Source organism: Actinomycetota bacterium, from assembly GCA_016700055.1.
Taxonomy (GTDB): domain Bacteria; phylum Actinomycetota; class Acidimicrobiia; order Acidimicrobiales; family Ilumatobacteraceae; genus Kalu-18.
This window is the reverse complement of the sequence record CP064997.1, coordinates 660805-682168: the sequence shown is the minus strand read 5'-3', so window position 1 is coordinate 682168 and position 21364 is coordinate 660805. Positions and strand designations below refer to the sequence as shown.

The window sequence follows — 21364 nt, the reverse complement described above, 5'->3', positions numbered from 1 at the left end:
TCTGTCACTGAACCTGCGGCTGGAGTCGATTCGTTGACAGATTGGCGCGCAAGCTGCGGTTTTTTTCCTGAAGTCAGGGGGTGGAGACCTGGTGGGTGAAGTCGGCGATGTAGATGCCTAAGGCACCCGAGACGAACAGGCCTGCGATCAACCAGAAGCGGATGATGACCGTCGTCTCCGGCCAGCCGATCTGTTCGAAGTGGTGGTGCAGGGGCGACAGGCGGAACAGGCGCCGAGTGCGCCCCGAAACCCGGAACACGCTCATCTGCAGCGCCACCGACCCGGCTTCGATCACGTTCAGCCCACAGATCAGCAACAGCAGCAGGTGGGTGTTGGTGGTGAGGGCGAGCAGCGCCAGCGCGGCGCCGATGCCGAGCGCGCCCACGTCCCCCATGAAGATCCGGGCGGGGGCAGCGTTCCACCACAGGAACCCCGCGCACCCGCCGGCGAACGCGATGGCGAGGACGGCGAGGTCGTACGGGTTCACGATCGCGCCGTAGATCCCCGGGTTGCGGAAGCCCCAGTAGGCGATGCCGGCGAAGGCGACGAAGCCGAACAGCGCGGTCCCGCTGGCCAGGCCGTCGAGGCCGTCGGTGACGTTCACCGCGTTCGTGGTGGCGAAGATGATCACGCCGGCCCAGATCGTCCAGCCGATCGGACCGAGCTCCCACCCCGGCAGGTCGGCCCGGGTGAGCGACACACGGGTGTCGATGTCGGTCAGGGCCACGAGCAGCCCCGCGATCGCGAACGAGAGCGCGAGTGTGACCAGCCCCTTTGCCTTCCAGAACACGCCCCGGTTGCGCCGGGCACGGACCTTGATCGAGTCGTCGAGGAAGCCGATCCCGGCCATGACGGCGATCCCGAACAGCACGACGAGCGTCTGGTCGGAGAAGACGACGCCCTGGCGGACATGGCTGACGATGTAGCCCGTTGCCGCGGCGACCAGGATCGCGAGGCCGCCCATCGTCGGCGTGCCTGCCTTGTGGTGGTGCTCGGGCACGGCGATGTTCGCCGCGTCGAGCTCGAGGATCGGCTGGCTCTGGCCCCGGGTGCGCAGCACCCGCGCCAGCCAGCCGGTGCCGAAGAGGGAGATGACGAGCGCGAGCCCGCCGCTCAGGAGGAGTGCGATCACGACGGTGCCGCGAAGGCGGCGGGGACGCTGCCCAACACGCTCGTGCGGAACATCTCCCGGCGCTGACCTCCGTAGTCGTTGATCGCGAAGTGCTGCGTGCAGCGGTTGTCCCAGATCGCGAGCATTCCCGGCTGCCAGCGGATGCGGCAGGTGAAGTTGGGGTGCACGGCGTGCTGGTAGAGGCGAGCGAGCAGGCTCGCCGACTCGGCCGCCTCCAGCCCGACGATGTGGGTGGTGTACACGGGGTTGACGAACAGCGAGGGACGCCCGGTGCGCGGGTGGCGGGTGACGACGGGGTGGGCCTGCTCGGCGAACGCCTCGTCGGATGGTTCGACGGACATCGACGACTTCGTGGCGACCTGCGCCAAGTAGCCGCCGGTCCCGTAGGCGAGGCCGGCGGAGTGCATCGCAGTGAGCGCGCCCAAGCGCTCGCGCAGGTCGCCCGGGAGCGTCTCGTAGGCGAGGTGTTGGCTGGCCCACAGCGTGTCCCCGCCGAAGGCCGGCACCTCCCACGCGTGGAGCACGGTGTACGCGGGCGGCGCCTCCAGGTACGAGAGGTCGGTGTGCCAGGCGTTCGCGAAGTTCAGCTCGTCGTCGCGCTCTTTCACCACGCGGATCACGTACGGGCGCCCGGCGACGGGGGTGACGAAGGGGGTGACGTCACGTCCGCCGAGCTCGTCGGTGAACCGCTCCAGCTGGTCGAGGTCCAGCGCCTGGTCGGGCAGGAACACGACGAGGTGCTCGTCGAGCAGCTCCTTCAATGCCTCGATGCGCTCGGCCGCCTGGGTGTGGCGCAGGTCGAAGCCCCGCACGATCGCCCCGCACGAGCCGGCGATGCGTTCCACTTCGGTTTTCACCGTCAAAGGATGCCAGACCGCGCGGCGCCGATTGCAGAGCGGCGGACGAGGAGGCGGCTGAGCACCTTGCGCGCCTCGCTGGCCCACAGCACCACGCTCGCCAAGCCGACGCACGCCGCCCATTCGTCGATCCCGAGGCGGGTGGTGTCGAACGCGTCGTTCAGGAACGGGAGCTGGACGACGGCGACCTGCAGGACGAGCGAGAGGCCGATCGCTCCCCAGAGGAGTGGGTTCGTGAACAGCCGGCGGAACGCGCTGATCGTGTCCGACCGCGCGTTGAAGGCGTTGAACAGCTGGGCGATCACGAGGGTGGTGAACGCCATCGTGCGCGCTTGCACGATGTCGCCGGAATCGCCGACGAAACCGCCCGGTAGGCCGAGGTCGAGCGCGAGCAGCGTGACGGCGGCCATCACCAGGCCGATCCACACGATGCCGCGCCACATCGGCGCGTCGATCAGGCGATCCGACACCTTGCGCGGCGGGCGCTGCATGATGTCCGGAGGCGCTGGATCGACACCCATCGCGAGCGCTGGGGCGGCGTCGGTGAGCAAGTTGATCCAGAGGATCTGCGTCGCGAGCAGCGGAACGGCCACTGTCCCGCCGGCCTCGTCCAAACCGATCGCCGAGGCGAGCACGACACCGAGGAACATCGTCAGCACCTCGCCGATGTTCGAGGAGAGCAGGAACCGCAAGAACTTGCGGATGTCGTCGAGGATCGCCCGACCTTCCTTGACGGCGACGACGATGGTCGCGAAGTTGTCGTCGGCGAGCACCACGTCGGCGGCTTCCTTGGCCACGTCCGTGCCGGTGATCCCCATCGCCAACCCGATGTCGGCAGCCTTCAGGGCGGGAGCGTCGTTGACGCCGTCGCCGGTCATCGCGACGATGTTCCCCTCCGCCCGGAGCGCATCGATGACGCGCAGCTTGTGCTCCGGCGCGACGCGTGAGTACACGTGCGTCGTGCGCGCTGCCGCCACCATCTCGTCGTCGTCCAGCGCGTCGAGCTCGACGCCGGTCAGGGTGTGGGTGGTGGCGTTGCCGATGCCCAGGTCGGCCGCGATCCGAGTCGCGGTACGGGGATGGTCGCCGGTGATCATCACCACCCGGATGCCGGCGCTGCGGGCCTCGGCGATCGACGCCGCCGCTTCGAGGCGCGGCGGATCGATGATGCCGACCATGCCGAGGTAGACGAGCTCCCGCTCGATCGTCGCCTCGTCCCCCGGCGGAACGGCTTCGACGAGCGGCCGGTACGCGACGGCCAGGGTGCGGTACGCACCACCGGCCAGCTCCTCGACCGCGCTCAGCACGTCGGCGCGTCGTTCCTCGGCGAGCGGCCGGACGCGGCCGGCGACGCGTTCGTGCGTGCAGCGGGTCAGCAGCACGTCGGGGGCACCCTTGGTGACCACGGAGATCCGACCCTCGCGCTGGACGTCGGCCTCGAGCGTCGACATCAACTTGCGCTCGGAGGTGAACGGGATCTCGCCCACCCGGTCGAAGCGGGCCTTGCGCTGCTCGGTCATGCCGACCTTGGCCTCGGCGACGAGAAACGCGGCGTCCGTCGGGTCGCCCTTCACGCTCCAGCCGCCGCCGTCGGGATGCAGCTCGGCGTTGTTGGCCAGGCTTCCGCCGACGAGGACGAAGCGGACCTCGTCGAGCAGCACCGGGTCGTCGAGGTCGTGCCCGTCCACCATCAGCGCTCCCTCGGGGTTGAACCCCGAGCCGGTGACGTCGACCGCGCCCGATGGGGTGACCACCCGCGCGATGGTCATCTCGTTGCGGGTCAGCGTGCCCGTCTTGTCCGAGCACACCACGGATGCAGACCCGAGGGTCTCCACCGACGAGAGCCGGCGCACGATCGCGTTGCGCTCCGCCATGCGCTGCACCCCGAGGGCGAGCACCACCGACAGGATCGCGGGGAGTCCCTCCGGTACCGCGGCCACTGCCAGGGAGACACCGATGAGCAGCACGTCGACGGCTTCGGAGCCGTGCTCGATGTCCGTCGTCAGGAAGATCGACGTGACGACGACGGCGGCGATGGCGACGACGGCCAGCCCGAGCACACGTCCGATGGCGGCCACCTCTCGCTGCAGCGGCGTGTGGACCGCTGCCGTGCGGCTGAGCAGGCGGGCGACGTGGCCCATCTCGGTGTCCATCCCGGTGGCGACGACCACCGCCCTTCCCCGCCCGCGGGCGACGGCGGTGCCGTTGAACACCATGTTCAGCCGATCGCCGAGGCCGACGTGGGCCGCGATCGTCGCCGCGTCCTTGAGGACCGGCTCGCTCTCCCCGGTCAACGACGCCTCGGCGACGACCAGCGACGCGACCTCCACCAGGCGGGCGTCGGCAGCGACGGCGTCGCCCTCGGCGAGCAACAAGACGTCCCCGGGCACGATCTCGGCGGCCGGGACACGCTCGGTGCGCCCGCCGCGCACGACGCTCGCGGTGGCGGCGGCCATGCGCTGCAGGGCGGCGACGGCGCGTTCGGCACGTGCCTCTTGCACATAGCCGAGCACCGCGTTGACCACGAGGATCGCGACGATCACGATCACCTCGAACGGCGTGCCCTCTGCACCTTCCAGCACCCACGCGACGAACGAGACGGCGACCGCGGCCAGCAGTAGGTAGACGAGCGGATCGGCGAACTGGGCGAGCACCTTCTTCCAGGTGGGAACCGCCTGCTCGGGGTCGAGCTGGTTGGGGCCGTGCTCGGCCAGCCGGCGGGCGGCCTCCTCGGGGGAGAGCCCCGTGCGCACGTCCGTGCCCAGCGCGGCGACGATCTCTCCGCCGTCTCGCTGCCATGCCTGCACCGGCTCTTCGGAGGGCACCTCAGCTGGCGGCACGGTGGCATCTAACTACACCGGTCGCGGTACCGTCGTGCGATGCGCACCCCCGTGAGCGACCTGCTCGGCGTCGAGTTCCCGATCCTCGCCTTCAGCCATTGCCGAGACGTGGTGGCCGCCGTCACGAACGCCGGTGGGTTCGGCGTGCTCGGCGGCGTCGCCCACACCCCCGAACAGCTCGACATCGACCTGACCTGGATCGAGGAGCAGACGAAGGGCAAGCCCTACGGGGTCGACCTGCTGCTGCCGCAGAAGTACGAGGGCTCCGATGCCGGCGGCCTCGACCGCTCGACGCTCGCGAGCCTGCTTCCACCCGAGCAGCAGGCGTTCGTCGACGACATCCTCGCCCGCTACGACGTGCCTGCGCTGCCCGACGACGACGAGCGTCGCGGCGTCGGCGGGATGCAAGTCGACCCGAAGGGCTACGAGCCGCTGCTCGACGTCGCGTTCGCCCACCGCATCGGGCTGTTCGCGAGCGCCCTCGGCGCGCCGCCCGCGCCCGTGGTGGAGCGCTGCCGGGCGGCCGGGGTGCCGGTGGCCGCGCTCGCCGGAACCGTCGTCCATGCCGTGCGCCACCAGGCGGCGGGTGCCGACATCGTCATCGCCCAGGGGACAGAGGCCGGGGGGCACACCGGCGAGATCGCGACCATGGTGCTGGTGCCCGAGGTGGTCGACGCCGTCGCGCCGACCCCCGTTCTCGCCGCCGGGGGCATCGCGCGCGGACGCCAGGTGGCGGCGGCACTCGCGCTCGGTGCAGCCGGTGTGTGGTGCGGCTCGGTGTGGCTCACCACCGACGAGGCCGAGACGCACCCGGTGGTGAAGCAGAAGTACGTCGCGGCCACCTCCCGTGACACCATCCGCTCGCGCTCGCTCACCGGCAAGCCGGCCCGCATGCTGCGCACCGCGTGGACCGACGAGTGGGACAAGCCGGGCGCCCCGCCGCCCCTGCCGATGCCGCTGCAGAGCATGCTCGTCGCCGAGGCCCAGAGCCGCATCGCCCGTGCTGCCTCCCGTCCGGGGAGCGGGGCCGAACAGCTGGCCGTGTACTTCGTCGGCCAGGTCGTCGGTCAGATGAACAAGGTGCAGCCGGCCCGGCAGGTGGTGCTCGACATGGTCGACGAGTTCATCGACGCGGTGCAGCGCCTCGACGGTCTCCTCGAGGACTGACGCCGTCCGAGGCCCCCGACGCGCGGCGCTCGCGCAGCGCGGCGCCGCGGCAGACGTCCACCGGGTCGGTGGCGGGGTCGAACGGTGGCAAGCGGTCGGTGTCGATCATCCGCGTGCCGAGGAAGACCTCGGCGAGGAGCGGCCTGCCGAGCACCTCACCAGCGCACGCCACCCCGCCGACCATCACCCCGGCGATCCCGTGCAGGGCGATCGTGCTCGCCCCGACCAGGAACAGCCCGTCGATCTCGGTGCGGAACCCGGGCCGCCGGCGGGCCGACTGGGCCGGAGTGTGCGCGAGCCCGTACGAGGTGCCCGCGGTGGACAGCGTGTAGCGCTCCTGGGTCACCGGCGTCGCGCACTCCACGTGCACGATGTGCTCGCGCAGCGGGCCGAGCACCTGTTCGGCGTTGTCGAGCAGGCGCTCGGTGTACCACTGCTTGCTCGCCCGGTACGCCTCGCCCCGCCGGTAGCGGGCTCCGTGCGCGGGTCCCTCGCCCACTCCGAACGCGCCGTAGCCGCGCGGGGCGAGCGTCATGATCTGGAAGTTCGTGTGCCCCGGCGGGCAGAGGTTGGGGTTCCCGGGATCCTTCAGGCTGGCGAACGACAGGTAGGTGAACGGGATGTCCGCCGGCTGGTGGCCCGACTCCAGCTCGGCGTACCAGCCGTCCATGTCGTCGCCTCGGAACAGGAGGTAGTTCGTGTTCGGGATGCGGTCGGCGAGATCCACGTCGACGACCACGTACACGCACACCAGGCCGAGGCTCATCTCCGCGCGCTCGGCCTGTCCGGCGGTGTCGCCGGACAGGTGGCGCGCGCCGACGAGCTCGAGCAGCGTGCGGCGCATGTCGGCGTTCGATACGACCACCGGCGCCGCGATCACCTGCTCGGTGTCGCTGTGCACCCCGCTCGTGCGCACGCCGACCACGCGGCCGTCCTCGACGAGGATCTGCTCCACCCGGGTCAAGGTGCGCACCTCGCCGCCGAGGCCCTCGATCACCTCGACCAGTCGGGCGGCAAGCACCTGGCCGCCGCCTTCTGGGTAGTACGCACCGGCGACGTAGTGGGTGATGAGCAGCGCGTGGATGACCACCGAGGCCTGTGACGGTCCTGCGCCGTACGTGCCCGACAGATGGCCGAGCACCGCGCGGGCGGCGGTGCTGAACCCGCACTCGTCGAACATGTCGGCGAGTGTCATGTCGGCGTGGGCGTCGATCGTCGGCGTCGGCCCGCCGATGAGCAGGGAGGCGAACTCCGCCCCGATCCGGCGCATGACGTCGCCGTAGCGGTCGAAGCCGGCGACCTCTTCCGGGAAGCGCTCCGCGAACGCCGCGCGGTATGCGTCCCAACCCTTCGGCACCTTGAACGTGAAGGTGGGGAAGACGAGCGTGTCGAACCCGGCCGGGTCGAGCTCGCGGAACGTCACCCGGTCGGCGATGCCGAGACCGGCGAGGACCGTCGGGATCGTGCCCGACGGAGTGCAGTCGCCCAGATAGTGGAGCCCGACGTCGAACTCGTACCCGCGGCGGCGGAACACCTGGCTGTTGCCCCCGGCGAGGTCGTGCTGTTCGAGGACGACGACTCGCTTGCCCGCGGCGGCCAGGTAGGCGGCCGTGGTCAGTCCTCCGAGGCCCGAGCCGATGACTACGACGTCGGCGTGCTGTGTGTCGGCCACTTGTGAATCCCTCGCTACTCGAGCATCAGCTGCTGGAACTCGGCCCGCGCCTCGGGCGTGATCCCCAAGCCCTCTTCGAGGTAGGCGTCGATGGAGCCGAACGTGTCCTTCATCGCGTCGAACGAGGCCTGCAGGTACTCCGGGCGCACCTCGATCAGCGACTGGACCACCTCCAGCCCGCTCGGATCGAGGATCGCGGCGAGCGACTCCATCGTCTCGGCGTTCTTCGCCGCGAGGAACTCGTTCGAGAGCAGGTAGTCCTTCATCACCGTCTCCTCGGGTACGCCGAGCGTGAGCAGCACCAGTGCCGAGCCGAGTCCGGCGCGGTCCTTGCCCGCTGTGCAGTGGAGGTTCGTCGGATGGTTGGCGGGGTCCATCAACCGTTGCATCAGTTGGGTGTACTCGGGCGCCTTGTCGGTGACGAAGCCGCGACCTGCCTCGGTGAGCAGCTCGCCCGGGGCGCCGAGCATCGACACGTCACCGGCGATCACGGCCTCGCGAATGACGACCGCGTCGGTGCCCTCGCTGAAGATGCTGATCGTGGCCACCTCGGCGCCGGTAGGAACACGGTCGACGTCCTCGGCGATCTCGGCCGGCGAGCGCAGGTCGCACACCAACCTGATCCCCAGCAGGTCGACCATCGCGGCATCGGCGTCGGTCAGCTCGGACAGCTCGCCGGAGCGGAAGATCTGCCCCCAGCGCACGGTTCGCCCGTCTTCGGTGACGTAGCCGCCGAGGTCGCGAAAGTTCGGCGCTCCGACGAGGGGGACGCGCCGTTCGGCGACCGTGCGCGCCGGGCCTTCGCTGCTGGCGAGCGAGAAGTACACGCGCTGGCCAGGAGCGGGGTCGTCGACGACGACCTCGGTGGTGTCGGGCGTCAGCTCGACGTCGAGCGGATCGGCGATGTCGTCGGGGTCGGTGCCCCACGTGATCTCGTCGACCGAGCTCCCCGGTGCAGCGCTCCACTGCAGCACCAGCCGGCCCGATTCGTCACGCGTCACCGACGGGTCGACGACGAGCTCTGCCGCGAGCGCAGCCGCGGGTGCTTCGGTGCTGGGTGCTTCGGTGCTCGGTGCAGCGGTGTCCGGCGGTTTCGTGGCGTCGGTGGACGAGGGGGCGTCGGTGTCGGGCGCGCCTTCGTCGTCGCCGCCGCAGCCTCCGGCGGCAAGCACGACGGCGAGCGAGACGGCCAGCATGCGCGTGCGGGCGACCCTCCGGCTCATGCGCGGAACGTACAGGCTCAGGTGCTCTGCCCGGCGAACTGAGCGTGGTAGAGGTGGGCATAGGCGCCGTCGGCGGCGATCAGCTCGTCGTGGGAGCCCTGCTCGACGATGCGGCCGTTGTCCATCACGAGGATCACGTCGGCGCCGCGGATCGTGGACAACCGGTGGGCGATCACGAAGCTCGTGCGGCGCGCTCGCAACGCGGCCATCGCTCGCTGGATCAACACCTCGGTGCGGGTGTCGACCGAGCTCGTCGCCTCGTCGAGGATGAGGATCGACGGATCGGCCAAGAACGCGCGGGCGATGGTGATCAGCTGCTTCTGGCCGGCAGAGATGTTGTCGCCCTCCTCGTTGATCACCGTGTCGTAGCCGTCGGGCAGCGAGTGGACGAAGCGGTCGACGTAGGCCACCCGGGCGGCGGCACGGATCTCTTCCTCGGAGGCCGACGGCTTGCCGTAGGCGAGGTTGTCGCGGATCGTGCCGCCGAACAACCACGTGTCCTGCAGCACCATGCCGATCTCGGAGCGCAGCTCGTCGCGGCGCATCGTGGCGATGTCGCGCCCGTCGAGGCTGATCGTGCCCGCGTCGAGCTCGTAGAAGCGCATCAACAGGTTGACGAGGGTGGTCTTACCGGCGCCCGTCGGACCGACGATGGCGATCGTCTGGCCGGGCTCGGCGACCACGTCGAGGCCGGTGATCAGCGGCTTGTCGGGCGTGTACGAGAAGTGGACGTCGTCGAACACCACCTGCCCGCGCACCGGTGGCGACACCGGCGTGACCGCCGGCTCCGGCGACTGCTCCTGCGCGTCGAGCAGTTCGAGCACGCGCTCCAGGGAGGCGATGCCGGACTGGAACGTGGCTGCCATCGTGGCGATGTGGGCGAGGGGCTGGGAGAACTGGCGGGTGTACTGGATCATCGCCTGCATGTCGCCGACGCTCAGCGCGCCCGCCGAGATGCGCAGGCCGCCGACGACGGCGATCAGCACGAACTGGATGTTCCCGACGAAGATCATCGCCGGCTGGATGAGCCCGGACATGAACTGGGCGGAGAAGCTCGACTTGTGGAGCGCGTCGTTCTCCGCCCCGAACGCGGCCTCCATCTCGTGCTGGCGCCCGAAGCTCTTCACCACGGCATGGCCGGTGAAGACCTCCTCCGCTTGGGCATTGACGTTGCCGGTGTACCTCCACTGCGACAAGAAGTGGGGACGCGCCCTCGTTCCGATCGCCTTCATCAGCCACACCGCGAGTGGCGCCGTGATCAGCGCGACGACGGCCAGCAGGGGGGAGATCGTGAACATCATCACCGACACCCCGACGAGCGTGAGCAACGAGGTGAGGATCTGGCTCACCGTCTGCTGGAGGCTCTGGGCGAGGTTGTCGATGTCGTTCGTGACCCGGCTGAGCAGGTCGCCGCGCGCCAGGCGGTCGATGTACGCGAGGGGCAGCCGGTTGATCTTCGCCTCGACCGCCTCGCGCAGCGCGTACATCGACCGTTGGACCACCCCGGCCAGGATGTACGCCTGCGACGCGGCGAGCGCCCAGGCCCCCAGGTACAGCGCGCCGATGAGCACCAGCCGGCGGTGCAGGGCGCCGAAGTCGATCCCTCCGCCGATCACACCGCGCACGATGATGTCGGTCGCCTGGCCGAGCAGGCGCGGCCCGAACACGGCGAGCGTGACGCTGCCGACGGTCAGCACGAGCACGACGACGAGTCGGCGGGTCTCGGTGCCGAGGATCTCCCCGAGCCGCTTCACCGTGGTGAGGAAGTTGTCGCTGCGCTCCACGGGCATGCCGACGCCACCGGCGGGGCCGAACGACGCCCGGCGAGCCTCGGTGCCCTTCGTGGCGAGCAGTTCGCGGTCGCCGTCGGGTGCGGACGTGTCGCTCATGCCGCCGACCCCTCGCCGTACTGCGATTCGACGATCTCGGCGTAGGTCGGGCACGTACGCACCAGGTCGTCGTGGGTACCGATGCCGATCACCTCGCCGTCCTCCAGCACCACGATCTGGTCGGCGTCGCGGATCGTGGACACCCGCTGCGCGACGACGACCACCGCGGCTTCGGCGGTGTGCGGCGCAAGAGCGGCGCGTAGCCGGGCGTCGGTGGCCAGGTCGAGCGCCGAGAACGAGTCGTCGAACACGTAGATGTCGGGTCGCACCACCAGCGCGCGCGCGATCGACAGGCGTTGGCGCTGCCCGCCCGACACGTTGCCGCCGCCCTGGGTGATCTCGCTGTCGAGGCCGTCGGGCATTGCGCGCACGAACCCCGACGCCTGGGCGATGTCGAGCGCCTCCCACAACTGGGCATCGGTGGCGTCGGGTCGCCCGAAGCGCAGGTTGGTGGCGACCGTCCCCGAGAACAGGTAGGCCTTCTGGGGCACGTAGCCGACGTTGCCCCAGAGCAGCGTCGGGTCGAGCTCACGCACGTCGACGCCGTTCACCAGTACGGCGCCTTCGGTGGCGTCGAACAGGCGCACGATCAGGTTCGCGATCGTCGTCTTCCCGGCGCCTGTGCTGCCGATGATCGCCGTCGTCTGGCCGGTGTGGACGCGGAACGAGACATGGCTGAGCACGGGGTGCTCGGCGCCGGGGTACGAGAACCCGACGTCGCGGAACTCGACGGTGCCCCGCTCGGCCACGGCGGTGACCGGGTTCGCGGGGGCACGCACCGACGACTCGGTGTCGAGCACCTCGACGATCCGCTCGGCGGCGACGCCGGCGCGGGGGATCCACGACACCATCAGCGTCACCATCACGACCGCCATCAGGATCTGCACGACGTAGGTGAGGTAGGCGACCAGGGATCCGATCTGCATGCTGCCGTTGCCGATGCGGTCGGCGCCGACCCAGATCACGGCCAGGCTGGACATGTTCATCACCAGCCCGACGGTGGGGAACATGAGCGACATCAGCCGCCCGGCGCGCAGCGACACCTCGGTGAGCTCGGCGTTGGCGCCGGCGAAGCGCTTCGCCTCTTCCGGTTCACGCACGAACGCCCGCACCACCCTGATGCCGGTGATCTGCTCGCGCAGCACCGCGTTCACCCGGTCGATGCGCACCTGCATCAGCCGGAACGCCGGCACCATCTGCACGATGACGATGCCGAGGATGAGCACCGCGGCGGGTATGGCGATGGCCAGCACCACGGAGAGGCCGGCGTCCTCACGGATGGCCAGCACCATGCCGATGACCATCGTCAGCGGTGCGGCGATCATCATCGTCGTCGCCATCACCACGAGTGTCTGCACCTGTTGCACGTCGTTCGTGATGCGCGTGATCAACGAGGGTGCGCCGAAGGTGCCCACCTCGCGGGCGGAGTAGCTGGTCACCTGGTGGAAGAGGTCACGCCTCACGTCGCGGCCGAACCCCATCGCCGCACGCGCGCCGTACCAGACGGCCCACGCCGCGAAGACGACCTGCACCAGCGAGATCGCGAGCATGACTCCGCCCACCCGCCAGATGTAGCCGTTGTCCCCGGTGAGCACGCCCTTGTCGATGATGTCGGCGTTGAGCGACGGCAGGATCAGCGTGGCGGTGGTCTGGATCGCCTGCAGCACGACCACCGCGAGCAGCACGGCGCGGTACGGGCCGAGGTGGCTCCGCAGCAGCTGGCGCAGGCTCATCTCCGCCTCCCCACGCCGTGGAGGAACACGTCGACGATCCGTGCCGCCGGAGCCGGCGAGGCGGCGAGCATCGGATGGGTCAGCGACAGGGTCAGGGCCCGCAGCAGCCGGGCAGCTTCGCCGGGTTCGACGCTGAGGTGCCGGCGGACCGAGACGAACAGCTCGGTGAGAGCGGGGCTGTCGGGGAGGGGGCCTTCGATCTGCTCTCGTCTCCCGATGCTCGAAACCAGGCGCCAGATGTCGACGATGCGGTGTTGGAGCAGCAGCGTCGCCTCTGTCAGACGCTGCTCGAACGGGGCCGAGGTGGAGATGGCGCCGATGGCGAGCTCGAACGGCTCGGGGTCGAGCGCTTTGGCCACCGCTGCGGCGAGCAGCTCGTCCTTGTCGGCGAAGACGTTGAAGATGGTGCCCTCGGCGATGCCGGCCGCCTGGGCGAGCTGGCGGGTGGTGACGGACTCGCCGTGCGTGACGAGCAGCGGCAAGACGGCGTCGATGATCGCCGCCCGCCTCGCCTCCGGAGGCAGCGGCGCGGCCCGGCGGTGGGGTGGGGCGATCGACGGCATCGGCCGGAAGGATAACTGAGTGAGCACTCACTCACTCGATCGGAGGACAAGTACTGTGAGGTGATGACGCTGCTGCCAGAGGTGGTGGAGACGGAGCGGTTGGTGCTGCGCCTCTGGCGTGACGACGACGTCGACGCGCTGGCGGTCGCGATCACCGAGAGCCTCGACCACCTCCGACCCTGGATGCCCTGGGCGGGCGACGAACCGCTCGACCGTGACCGCCGGCTGGCGCTGTTCGCCGGCTGGCGGGTGTCCCGTGAGGCCGGCGGCGACGCCGTGTACGGCATCTTCCGCGACGGCGACGTGGTCGGCGGCACGGGCCTGCACCACCGCCGCGGGCCGGGCGTGCTCGAGATCGGCTACTGGGTGCACGCCGACCACGTCAGGCGTGGCTACGCCACCGAGGTCTCCGGTGCGCTCACCTCCGTCGCGCTGGCGCTGGCGGAGATCGAGGCGGTCGAGATCCACCACGACCGCGCGAACGTGGCCAGTGGGGGAGTGCCCCGCTCGCTCGGCTACACGCTCGTGGCGGAGACGCCTAAACCCGTCGACGCTCCCGGCGAGATGGGCATCGACTGCGCGTGGCGGATCACCCCTTCTCACGTGGGCGGCGAACGGCGATCATCGGATCGGCCGCAGAGACCGTGACGGTCGCGGTCGACAGCTCGAGCTCGTCCGCGAGGTCGCGCACCGTGCCGTCGAACGAGGCCGCGCTGTCGGGCTCGATCTCCAGCACCTCGGTCGGCAAGCCGATGCGGTCGAGCAGGTCGATGAACGGCTCGGGGTCGAGCTCTTCGACGTTGACCATCGTCTTCGCATCCCACGTGCCCTGCGCGACCAGGATGGCCGCGGCCACCGGAGGGACGCCGGCGGTGTAGCTGATGCCCTGCGACTCGACCTCTGCGTACGCCTGCGCGTGGTCGGAGACCTGGTATACGAAGACCTCCCGCGGCGCGCCGTCCTTCTCGCCCTTGACCACGTTGCCGATGCACGTCTTGCCGGTGTAGCCGGGGGCGAGCGTCTGCGGGTCGGGGAGCAACGCCTTCACCACCTTGAGCGGCACCACCTCTTGGCCGGTGCTGAGCGTCACCGGCAGGTGTGACAGCAGCCCCAGCGTGCGCAGCACGGTGAAGACGTTGATGTAGTGGTCGCCGAAGCCCATCCAGAACCTGATGCTGTTCGCGTCGACGTTCTTGTACAGCGAGTGCAGCTCGTCGTGGCCGTTCAGGTAGACGGGCTGCTCGCCGACCACCGGAAAGTCCCACACCCGCTTGACGGCGTGCGTCGGGTACTCCACCCAGTCACGGTCGATCCACGTCCACACCTTCACGAACTCACGGAAGTTGATCTCCGGGTCGAAGTTCGTCGCGAAGTACCTGCCGTGGCTGCCGGCGTTGACGTCGAGGATGTCGATGGTGTCGATCGTGTCGAAGTAGCGCTTGGCCGCGAGGGCGCAGTAGGCGTTGACGACGCCGGGGTCGAAGCCCGCCCCGAGGATCGCCGTGATGCCCCGCTCCGCGCAGCGGTCCTTGCGCTTCCACTCGTAGTTCGCGTACCAGGGCGGGTCTTCGCAGACCTTGTCGGGGTCCTCGTGGATCGCGGTGTCGATGTAGGCCGCGCCGGTCTCGATGCACGCCTCGAGCACGGCCATGTTGACGAATGCCGATCCGAGGTTGACCACGATCTCCGACCGCGTCTCGCGAATGAGCGCCGCCGTCGCGGCGACGTCGAGCGCGTCGAGTCGGCGGCTGTGCAGCCGCTTGCTCTCGTCACGGACGTGGCCGAGGCGCCGGACGCTCTCGATGATGTCGTCGCACTTGGCCAGGGTGCGTGACGCGATGCAGATGTCTCCGAGGACGTCGTTGGCCATCGCTGCCTTGTGGGCCGCGACGTGCGCGACGCCGCCGGCACCGACGATCAGCACGTTCTGTCGCATTGCGTCCACCTTCCCTTCACGGTTCCGTTCGAGATCACGTCCACGATTCCCGTCACGAGCTTCACGAGAGGCTGCGCTTGAAGTCCTCGTAGCCGAACCGGCGCACCACGTCGATCGTGCCGTCGAGGCGGCGGACGGCGATGCTCGGCATCGGCAACCCGTTGAACCAGGTGGTCTTCACCATCGTGTATCCGGCCGCGTCGGCGACGCGCACCTCGTCACCCACGCTGAGGCGCCTGGCCAGGCGGTGCTCGCCGAACACGTCACCGGCGAGGCACGTGCGCCCGGCGATGATCGTGGCGTAAGGCCCCGCGGCCGGGGCCGCGATCCGTGGCGTCGTGCGGTAGATGAGGTGGTCGAGCATGTGCGCCTCGAGCGAGGCGTCGACGACGGCGATGTCGAGCTCGTTGTGCACCACGTCGAGCACGGTGGTCACCAGTTCGGCGGTCGACGTCACCACCGCCTCGCCGGGCTCCAGGTACACCTGCACGCCGAAGCGCTCGCCGAACGACTTCAACGCCGTGCACAGCTGCTCCAACGGGTAGCCCGGATTCGTGAACGCGATGCCACCGCCGAGGCTCACCCACTGCACCGCTTCGAGCACTTCGGCGAATCGCTCCCCGATCGACTCGATCGAGCTGCACACGCTCGCGGCGTCGTCGTTCTCGCAGTTGAAGTGGAACATCAGGCCGTTCACCAGCGGTGCCACGCGGGCCAGCTCGGCCGCGTCGCAGACTCCGAGGCGGGAGTACCGCCGCGCCGGATCGGCGAGGTCGAAGTGCGAGTGGCTGATGCCGGGGTTCACGCGGATGCCGACGTCGAGGTGCTCGACGAGGTCGCGGTGCGCGTCGAGCTGTGACGCCGAGTTGAAGATCACCTTGTCGGCGAACTCGGCGACCGCGGCCACCTCGTCGCGAGAGAAGGCCACGCAGTAGGCGTGCACCTCCTTGCCCAGCTCCTCGTTGCCGAGTCTCGCCTCGTAGAGCGAGCTGCTCGTGCTGCCGTCGAGGTGCTCACGCAAGAGGCCGAACACGGACCACGTGGAGAAGCACTTCAACGCGAGTACCGACTTGGCCCCACAGAGCTCGCGGACGCGGTCGACGACGAGCAGGTTGTCGAGGAGGCGGGCCTCGTCGACGAGGTATTAGGGGGTGGCCGGCAAATCCACGGCCGACATCGTGGCACCGCCCGGCGCGATTCCCCACGTGTCCGCCGTTGGCGGACAGGGGTCACACGGCGTGCGGCGGTCCGTTCAGCACGTGGCTGGTCATCGACAGCGAGCCCATCTGGTAGCCGCCGATCATCACCTCGGTGGTCTCGCCGGCAGCGGCGGCCATCCCGGCGACGTAATAGAGGGGGAGCAGGTGGTCGGGCGTCGGTGCGGCGAGGGCGTAGCTCGGGTGGTCGGTGAGCGAGGCGATGTCACCGGGACGATCGGCCATCAGCGTGCTGGCCAGCTCGTCGAACGACCGCGCCCAGTCGAACGCCGCGTCCGGCTGGTCCCAGCGGATCATGCGCAAGTTGTGCACGACGTTGCCGCTCGCCATCACGAGCACGCCGCGCTCGCGCAGGGGGGCGAGAGCAGCGCCGAGGCGGACGTGGTACTCCGCGTCCTTGCTCGCGTCGACGGAGAGCTGCACCACCGGCACGTCGGCTCCGGGGAACATGTGAGCGAGCACGGACCACGTGCCGTGGTCGAGACCCCAGCTGTCGTGGTCCTCGCCCACCCAGTTGGGCTTGACGAGCTCGACGATCTCGCCGGCCAGCTCCGGATCACCCGGAGCGGGGTACTGGAAGGCGAACAGCTCGTCGGGGAACCCGTAGAAGTCGTGGATCGTCCGCGGCCGGGTCATCGCGGTGACCGCCGTGGAGTTGACGTACCAGTGCGCCGACACCGCGAGGATCGCTCGCGGGGCGGGCACGGAGCGCCCGAAGTCGTGCCAGCTCTGCGTGTAGCGGTTGTGCTCCAGGGTGTTCGTCGGGCTGCCGTGCCCGACGAACACCGCTGGCATGACGACGGCGGGGGAGGTGTCGCTCAAGTCGGCTCCCGCGCGTCAGGCGTCGGAGGTCTTGATCGCCGAGACCTCGAACTCGAGCGTGACCTTGTCGCCGATGAGCACGCCGCCGGCGTCGAGCGCGGCGTTCCAGGTGAGCCCCCACTCCTTGCGGCTGACCACCGTGGCGCCCTCGAGGCCGAGGCGCGTGTTGCCCCACGGGTCGACGGCGGTGCCGGTCAGCTCGAGCTCGAACGTCACCGGCTTGGTGGTGGCCTTGATCGTCAGGTCGCCGGTCACCCGGAACGTGGCGGCGTCGACGGCCTCGACCGCGGTGCTCGCGAACCGGATCGTCGGGTAGTTGGCCATGTCGAAGAAGTCGTTGCCGCGCAGGTGCTCGTCACGGTCGGCGTTGCGGGTGTCGATGCTGGTGGTCTGGATCGTGACGGCGAGCGACGAGTTGGACGGCTGCTCGGCGTCGAAATGCCCGGCGCCCTCGAACTCGTCGAACGAGCCGCGCACCTTGGAGACCATGGCGTGGCGGGCGACGAAGCCGATCCGGCTGTGGGTCGGGTCGATCGCATAGGTGCCGGTGGCGACGGCGGTGCTGACATCGGTGGTGCTCATCATCTGACTCCTGGGTGTTCCTCGTGTGGTGGTGGTTGATCTGTCAACATCATAGCAGAGATCATTGACATATCAACCACATCGTTCGATCAGCGGTAGGCAGCCGCCTGGATCTCGTAGAGCTCGGCGTACTGGCCGCGTCGCGCCATCAGCTCGTCGTGGGAGCCGACCTCGACCACGCGCGCTCCGTCGAGGAGCACGATCAGGTCGGCCATCCTCACCGTCGAGAAGCGGTGTGACACGAGGATCGTGATCCCGCCGGCGCCGGTGTCTTGACGTGCACCTGCCGCGTACCGCTCGAACAGCGCGTGTTCGGTCTCGGCGTCGAGCGACGCCGTCGGCTCGTCGAGCACCAGCACCAGCGGCTCCTCCCGCATGAAGCCGCGTCCGAGGGCGAGCTTCTGCCACTGTCCGAAGCTGACGTCGACCCCGCCGGGCCAGGTGGGCCCGAGTTGGGTGTCGAGCCCCTGACCCAAGCCCGCGACGACGTCCTCGGCGCCCGCGCGCCGAACGGCTGCGCCGACGGCGTCGCGGTCCTCGATGCGCGCCACGTCGCCGAGACCGACCGTCTGCATCGCCTGTAGCTCGAAGCGGAAGAAGTCCTGGAACGCGCCGGCGAGCCGGGCCCGCCAGGCATCAGCGGGGAGCCGGGAGAGCGCGATGCCGTCGACGGTGATCCGTCCCGAGGTCGGTTCGTAGAGCTTGGCGAGCAACTTGACCATCGTCGTCTTGCCGGCACCGTTCTCGCCGACGAGGGCCACCACCGCGCCTGCCGGCAAGGTGAGCGACACGTCGTCGAGCACCAGTCGGTCCGTGCCCGGATACGCGAACGAGACGTGCTCGAACGAGATGCCGTCCACGATCCGGTCCGGCACCTCGGCGTCGGCGCCGAGTCGCCGGCCGGCGGCGTAGTCCTCCAGCCAGGCCAAGCGGCGCGAGCCGTCCATCCAGATCCCGCGCAGGAAGCCGATCTCACCGACGGTGGCGCCGATGTAGGACGACAGCCGGAACCCGGCACCGAGCAGCAGCAGCACCGCACCCGGGCCGGCGTCGATACCGGCGGCGACGAACACCACCGCGCCGACGTACCCGGCGCCGAACACCGCCCAGGCGAGGGTGTGCCACACCGCGGACGTGTTGCGGGCCGAGGCCACCGGGCCGTACCAGCGCTCCCACGCCGACCGCCGCTCGCCGGCCAGACGCCCGCCGATGCCGGTGACGCGCACCTCCTTGCCGGGCGGGGCGGTGGTGGCGGTGGTGAAGAGGTGGGTGGCCAGCCGCTTGGCCGGCGCGCCGCGCTCCTCGACGGCGCGTTCCACCGCCGGCCGCCAGCTCGACGTCCCCACCGTGGGCAGGGCGAACGCGACGAGCAGCACGAGCGCCGGGTGGATCGACGCGAGCAGCACCACGGTCACCGCCAGCCGCAGCATCCAGCCGAGCGTCGCGAAGACGCTCATGTACATGTGGTCGAGGACGAAGACCTGATCGCGCAGCACCGACAACCGGTCGAGCAGCTCGGGGCGCTCCTGGTGCTCGATCGTGACCACGGTCGCCTGAAGACCCGCGACGTGCGCTTCGAGCGCGATGGTCACCCGGTCGCGGAAGCGCCGCTGCACGCGGGTGGCGACGACGCTCAGGAACCAGGTGGCGGCGGCGGAGAGCCCGATCGCCACGGCCGCAATGCGCACCTTCGTGCGGTCACCGTCGATCACGCCGTCGCCGAGCCATTGCAGCCACAGCGCGATCAGCGCGTCGGGCAGCGCCGAGGCCAACGCGAGGGCGAGCGCCACTCCCATCAGCCGCGGCTCATGGCGGTAGCCGAGCTTGCACACGCGCCACATCGACGAGAGTGCCGGCGGGAGGTCGTCGGCGTCGCTCGGGGTGTCACGAGAGGACATCGAGCTGCACCCCCTCGTCGTCGTCCGACACGGGCCTGCCCACGGCGAAGCGCTCCGCCTGGAGATCGAACATCGTGCGGTAGCGACCACCTGCGGCGATCAGCTCGTCGTGGGTGCCGAGCTCCGCGACGGCGCCGTGCTCGACGACGCAGATGCGATCGGCCTGGCGGACCGTGGAGAACCGGTGCGACACCAGGATCGTGGTCCGGCCGCGGGTGGCGGCCAGGATGCGGCCGAAGATCTCGGCCTCGCCGCGCACGTCGAGGTGGGCGGTGGGCTCGTCGAGCAGCACCAGCCCGGCTCCCTGGCGCACGGCGCAGAGCGCCCGGGCGAGCGCGACCCGCTGCCACTGCCCACCCGACAGGTCGGTGCCTCCCGGGTAGCCCTTGGCGAGGGGCGTGTCGAGGCTGCCGGCCAGCTCGCCCGCGCCGGCGTCGGCGAGTGCGGCCAGGATCACCTCGTCGGGGGCGCCGCCGGGTGCGACGTTGTCGCGCAGGGGCAGCTCGAAGCGGATGAAGTCCTGGAAGACCGCGGTGATCCTGCTCCGCCAGTCTTCGAGGTCGAGCTCACGCAGGTCGGTCCCGTCGACCTCGATCACGCCCGCCTGCGGGTCGTACAGGCGGCAGAGCAGCTTGGCGATGGTGGTCTTCCCGGCGCCGTTCACGCCGACGATGGCGAGCGACGAGCCCGCTGGAATGGCGAGGTCGAAGTCGGCGAGCACGGGGATGTCGGCGGCCGCCGGGTAGGCGAACGACACCCCGCGCAAGGTGACCGCAGGTGCCGGCGCGCCGGCAGTGCGCCGGGTACCGGGGGAGATCGCGCCCACCGCGGCCATCGCCGGAGCCAGCCGGGCGACGGCGGCCACGGGCGCGGCGGCGCCGTCGAGTGCCCAGTTGAGCCCGCCGAAAGCGATCGCCGACGCGCCGACCGCCGCCTGGGCGAACGTGACCGTGCGCCCGAGATCGATGCGCCCGTCGGCGGCGGCCTCGGCGATCGACCACAGCACGAACCCGTTGGCGGCGACGACGATCAGCACGCTCCACCCGACGGACCGCTCGCGCAGGCGGGTGGCCTCGTACTGCAGATCGTGCAGCCGGCGGCGGCGGGCGACGAAGCGATCGAGGGTCCAGGTGGCCAGACCGAAGAGGCGCAGCTCCTTCGCGCCGGGAGGGTCGACGGCGAGGCGGTACGCGTACTCGGCGTCGCGCTGGGCGCCGCGCACCTCGTCCGTGTTGCGGTCACGCCAGATGGCGCTCTCCCGCAACAGCCAGTGGGTGCAGCCCCAGGCGAGGACGAGCACCGGCGGCGCCCACCACGCATAGCCGAACAGCACCATCGCCGATGCCATGCCGGCGACCAGCTGGACGAGCCCGCCGGCGACGAAGTCCATCGAGATGGAGAGCGGCGGGCCGGTCATGCCCAGGTCGAACTCACGGGCGACGGTGAGGTCGCCCTGCAGCGCGGGGTCCTCCAGGTGGCCGATCCCGGGAGGTTCGACGCACGCCGTCGTCAGCTCGTCGTACAGCCACGCGGCGGTTCGGTCGCCGAGGTTGTAGCCGAGCGCGAGGTGGATCGGGTTCAGCACCTGGAGCGCGACGAACACCACCCCGACCACGGCGAGGGGGACGGCGAGGGAGCCACCGTCGGCGACGGCCCCGACAAGAGAGCCGGTGGCGACGGCGAACACCGCTGGTAGCAGGCCACGCAAGGCGAGCACGGACCACCATGCCGAGGCGAGCCTGCGGTCGGCGCGGCCGAGCGCGGCGAAGAACTCCCACTCCTGCCGAGCTCGCAAGCGCTTCAGCACTGCGCCGCACCCCCTTCGTCCGGCTG

At 70.1% G+C, this 21364-nt stretch carries 15 protein-coding genes and 1 pseudogene; 2 read left to right on the top strand and 14 right to left on the bottom strand.

All coding sequences use genetic code 11. The annotated features are described in order from the left end of the window. Positions 1-73: 73 nt before the first annotated feature. Genes mraY through IPM43_03310 form a run of 3 tightly spaced genes read right to left on the bottom strand, consistent with a single transcriptional unit; the run spans position 74 to position 4814 of the window. Positions 74-1132 carry a phospho-N-acetylmuramoyl-pentapeptide-transferase gene (gene mraY, locus IPM43_03320; protein QQS25422.1) on the bottom strand — a complete coding sequence of 353 codons (1059 nt, stop codon included), beginning with the start codon at positions 1130-1132 and terminating at the stop codon, positions 74-76. Then, positions 1129-1989 carry a TauD/TfdA family dioxygenase gene (locus IPM43_03315; GenBank protein ID QQS25421.1) on the bottom strand — a complete coding sequence of 287 codons (861 nt, stop codon included), beginning with the start codon at positions 1987-1989 and terminating at the stop codon, positions 1129-1131. Before IPM43_03315 ends, mraY begins: the two co-directional genes overlap by 4 nt. 2 nt (positions 1990-1991) lie before the next feature. Next, positions 1992-4814 carry a cation-translocating P-type ATPase gene (locus IPM43_03310; protein ID QQS26314.1) on the bottom strand — a complete coding sequence of 941 codons (2823 nt, stop codon included), beginning with the start codon at positions 4812-4814 and terminating at the stop codon, positions 1992-1994. Between the two features lie 54 nt (positions 4815-4868). On the opposite strand from IPM43_03310, the gene IPM43_03305 reads away from it, so the two are divergent. Beyond that, on the top strand, positions 4869-5996 hold the full coding sequence (locus tag IPM43_03305; protein ID QQS25420.1) for a nitronate monooxygenase: 1128 nt from the start codon (positions 4869-4871) through the stop codon (positions 5994-5996). On the opposite strand, the gene IPM43_03300 is transcribed toward IPM43_03305, so the two are convergent. Genes IPM43_03300 through IPM43_03280 form a run of 5 tightly spaced genes read right to left on the bottom strand, consistent with a single transcriptional unit; the run spans position 5953 to position 13076 of the window. Then, positions 5953-7668 carry an NAD(P)/FAD-dependent oxidoreductase gene (locus IPM43_03300; GenBank protein ID QQS25419.1) on the bottom strand — a complete coding sequence of 572 codons (1716 nt, stop codon included), beginning with the start codon at positions 7666-7668 and terminating at the stop codon, positions 5953-5955. The genes IPM43_03305 and IPM43_03300 overlap by 44 nt on opposite strands. A gap of 14 nt (positions 7669-7682) precedes the next feature. Next, positions 7683-8891, bottom strand: coding sequence for a tyrosine-protein phosphatase (locus IPM43_03295; GenBank protein ID QQS25418.1), 1209 nt, complete (start codon positions 8889-8891; stop codon positions 7683-7685). A 17-nt stretch (positions 8892-8908) separates the two neighbouring features. After that, the gene (locus IPM43_03290) at positions 8909-10780 is read right to left on the bottom strand and encodes an ABC transporter ATP-binding protein (GenBank protein QQS25417.1); all 1872 of its coding nucleotides are present in this window, start codon (positions 10778-10780) and stop codon (positions 8909-8911) included. Beyond that, positions 10777-12513 (bottom strand): ABC transporter ATP-binding protein, encoded by a 1737-nt coding sequence (locus tag IPM43_03285; protein ID QQS25416.1) that lies wholly within the window; start codon positions 12511-12513, stop codon positions 10777-10779. The genes IPM43_03290 and IPM43_03285 overlap by 4 nt, the downstream gene beginning before the upstream one ends. Continuing rightward, on the bottom strand, positions 12510-13076 hold the full coding sequence (locus IPM43_03280) for a helix-turn-helix transcriptional regulator (protein QQS25415.1): 567 nt from the start codon (positions 13074-13076) through the stop codon (positions 12510-12512). The genes IPM43_03285 and IPM43_03280 overlap by 4 nt, the downstream gene beginning before the upstream one ends. Before the next feature lie 63 nt (positions 13077-13139). Between IPM43_03280 and IPM43_03275 the strand changes: the two genes are divergently transcribed. After that, positions 13140-13724, top strand: a complete 585-nt coding sequence (locus IPM43_03275) for a GNAT family N-acetyltransferase (GenBank protein QQS25414.1) — start codon at positions 13140-13142, stop codon at positions 13722-13724. Here IPM43_03275 and IPM43_03270 read toward each other — a convergent pair. The 6 genes and pseudogenes from IPM43_03270 to IPM43_03245 form a co-directional block, all read right to left on the bottom strand. Continuing rightward, positions 13666-15012, bottom strand: a complete 1347-nt coding sequence (locus IPM43_03270; GenBank protein ID QQS26313.1) for a saccharopine dehydrogenase family protein — start codon at positions 15010-15012, stop codon at positions 13666-13668. The genes IPM43_03275 and IPM43_03270 overlap by 59 nt on opposite strands. A gap of 61 nt (positions 15013-15073) precedes the next feature. Next, positions 15074-16189, bottom strand: a pseudogene (locus tag IPM43_03265) (carboxynorspermidine decarboxylase). Positions 16190-16241: 52 nt separating this feature from the next. Next, a complete protein-coding gene (gene ygiD / locus IPM43_03260; protein QQS26312.1) occupies positions 16242-17024 on the bottom strand; it encodes a 4,5-DOPA dioxygenase extradiol in 783 nt (260 codons plus the stop codon). Positions 17025-17066: 42 nt separating this feature from the next. Continuing rightward, entirely contained in the window at positions 17067-17636 is a 570-nt protein-coding gene (locus IPM43_03255; GenBank protein ID QQS25413.1) for a YceI family protein, read from the bottom strand. Between the two features lie 86 nt (positions 17637-17722). Then, positions 17723-19531: an ABC transporter ATP-binding protein gene (locus IPM43_03250; GenBank protein QQS25412.1), complete on the bottom strand. Its 1809-nt coding sequence runs from the start codon at positions 19529-19531 to the stop codon at positions 17723-17725. Further along, the gene (locus IPM43_03245; protein QQS25411.1) at positions 19518-21338 is read right to left on the bottom strand and encodes an ABC transporter ATP-binding protein; all 1821 of its coding nucleotides are present in this window, start codon (positions 21336-21338) and stop codon (positions 19518-19520) included. The genes IPM43_03250 and IPM43_03245 overlap by 14 nt, the downstream gene beginning before the upstream one ends. Between the last annotated feature and the right edge of the window lie 26 nt (positions 21339-21364).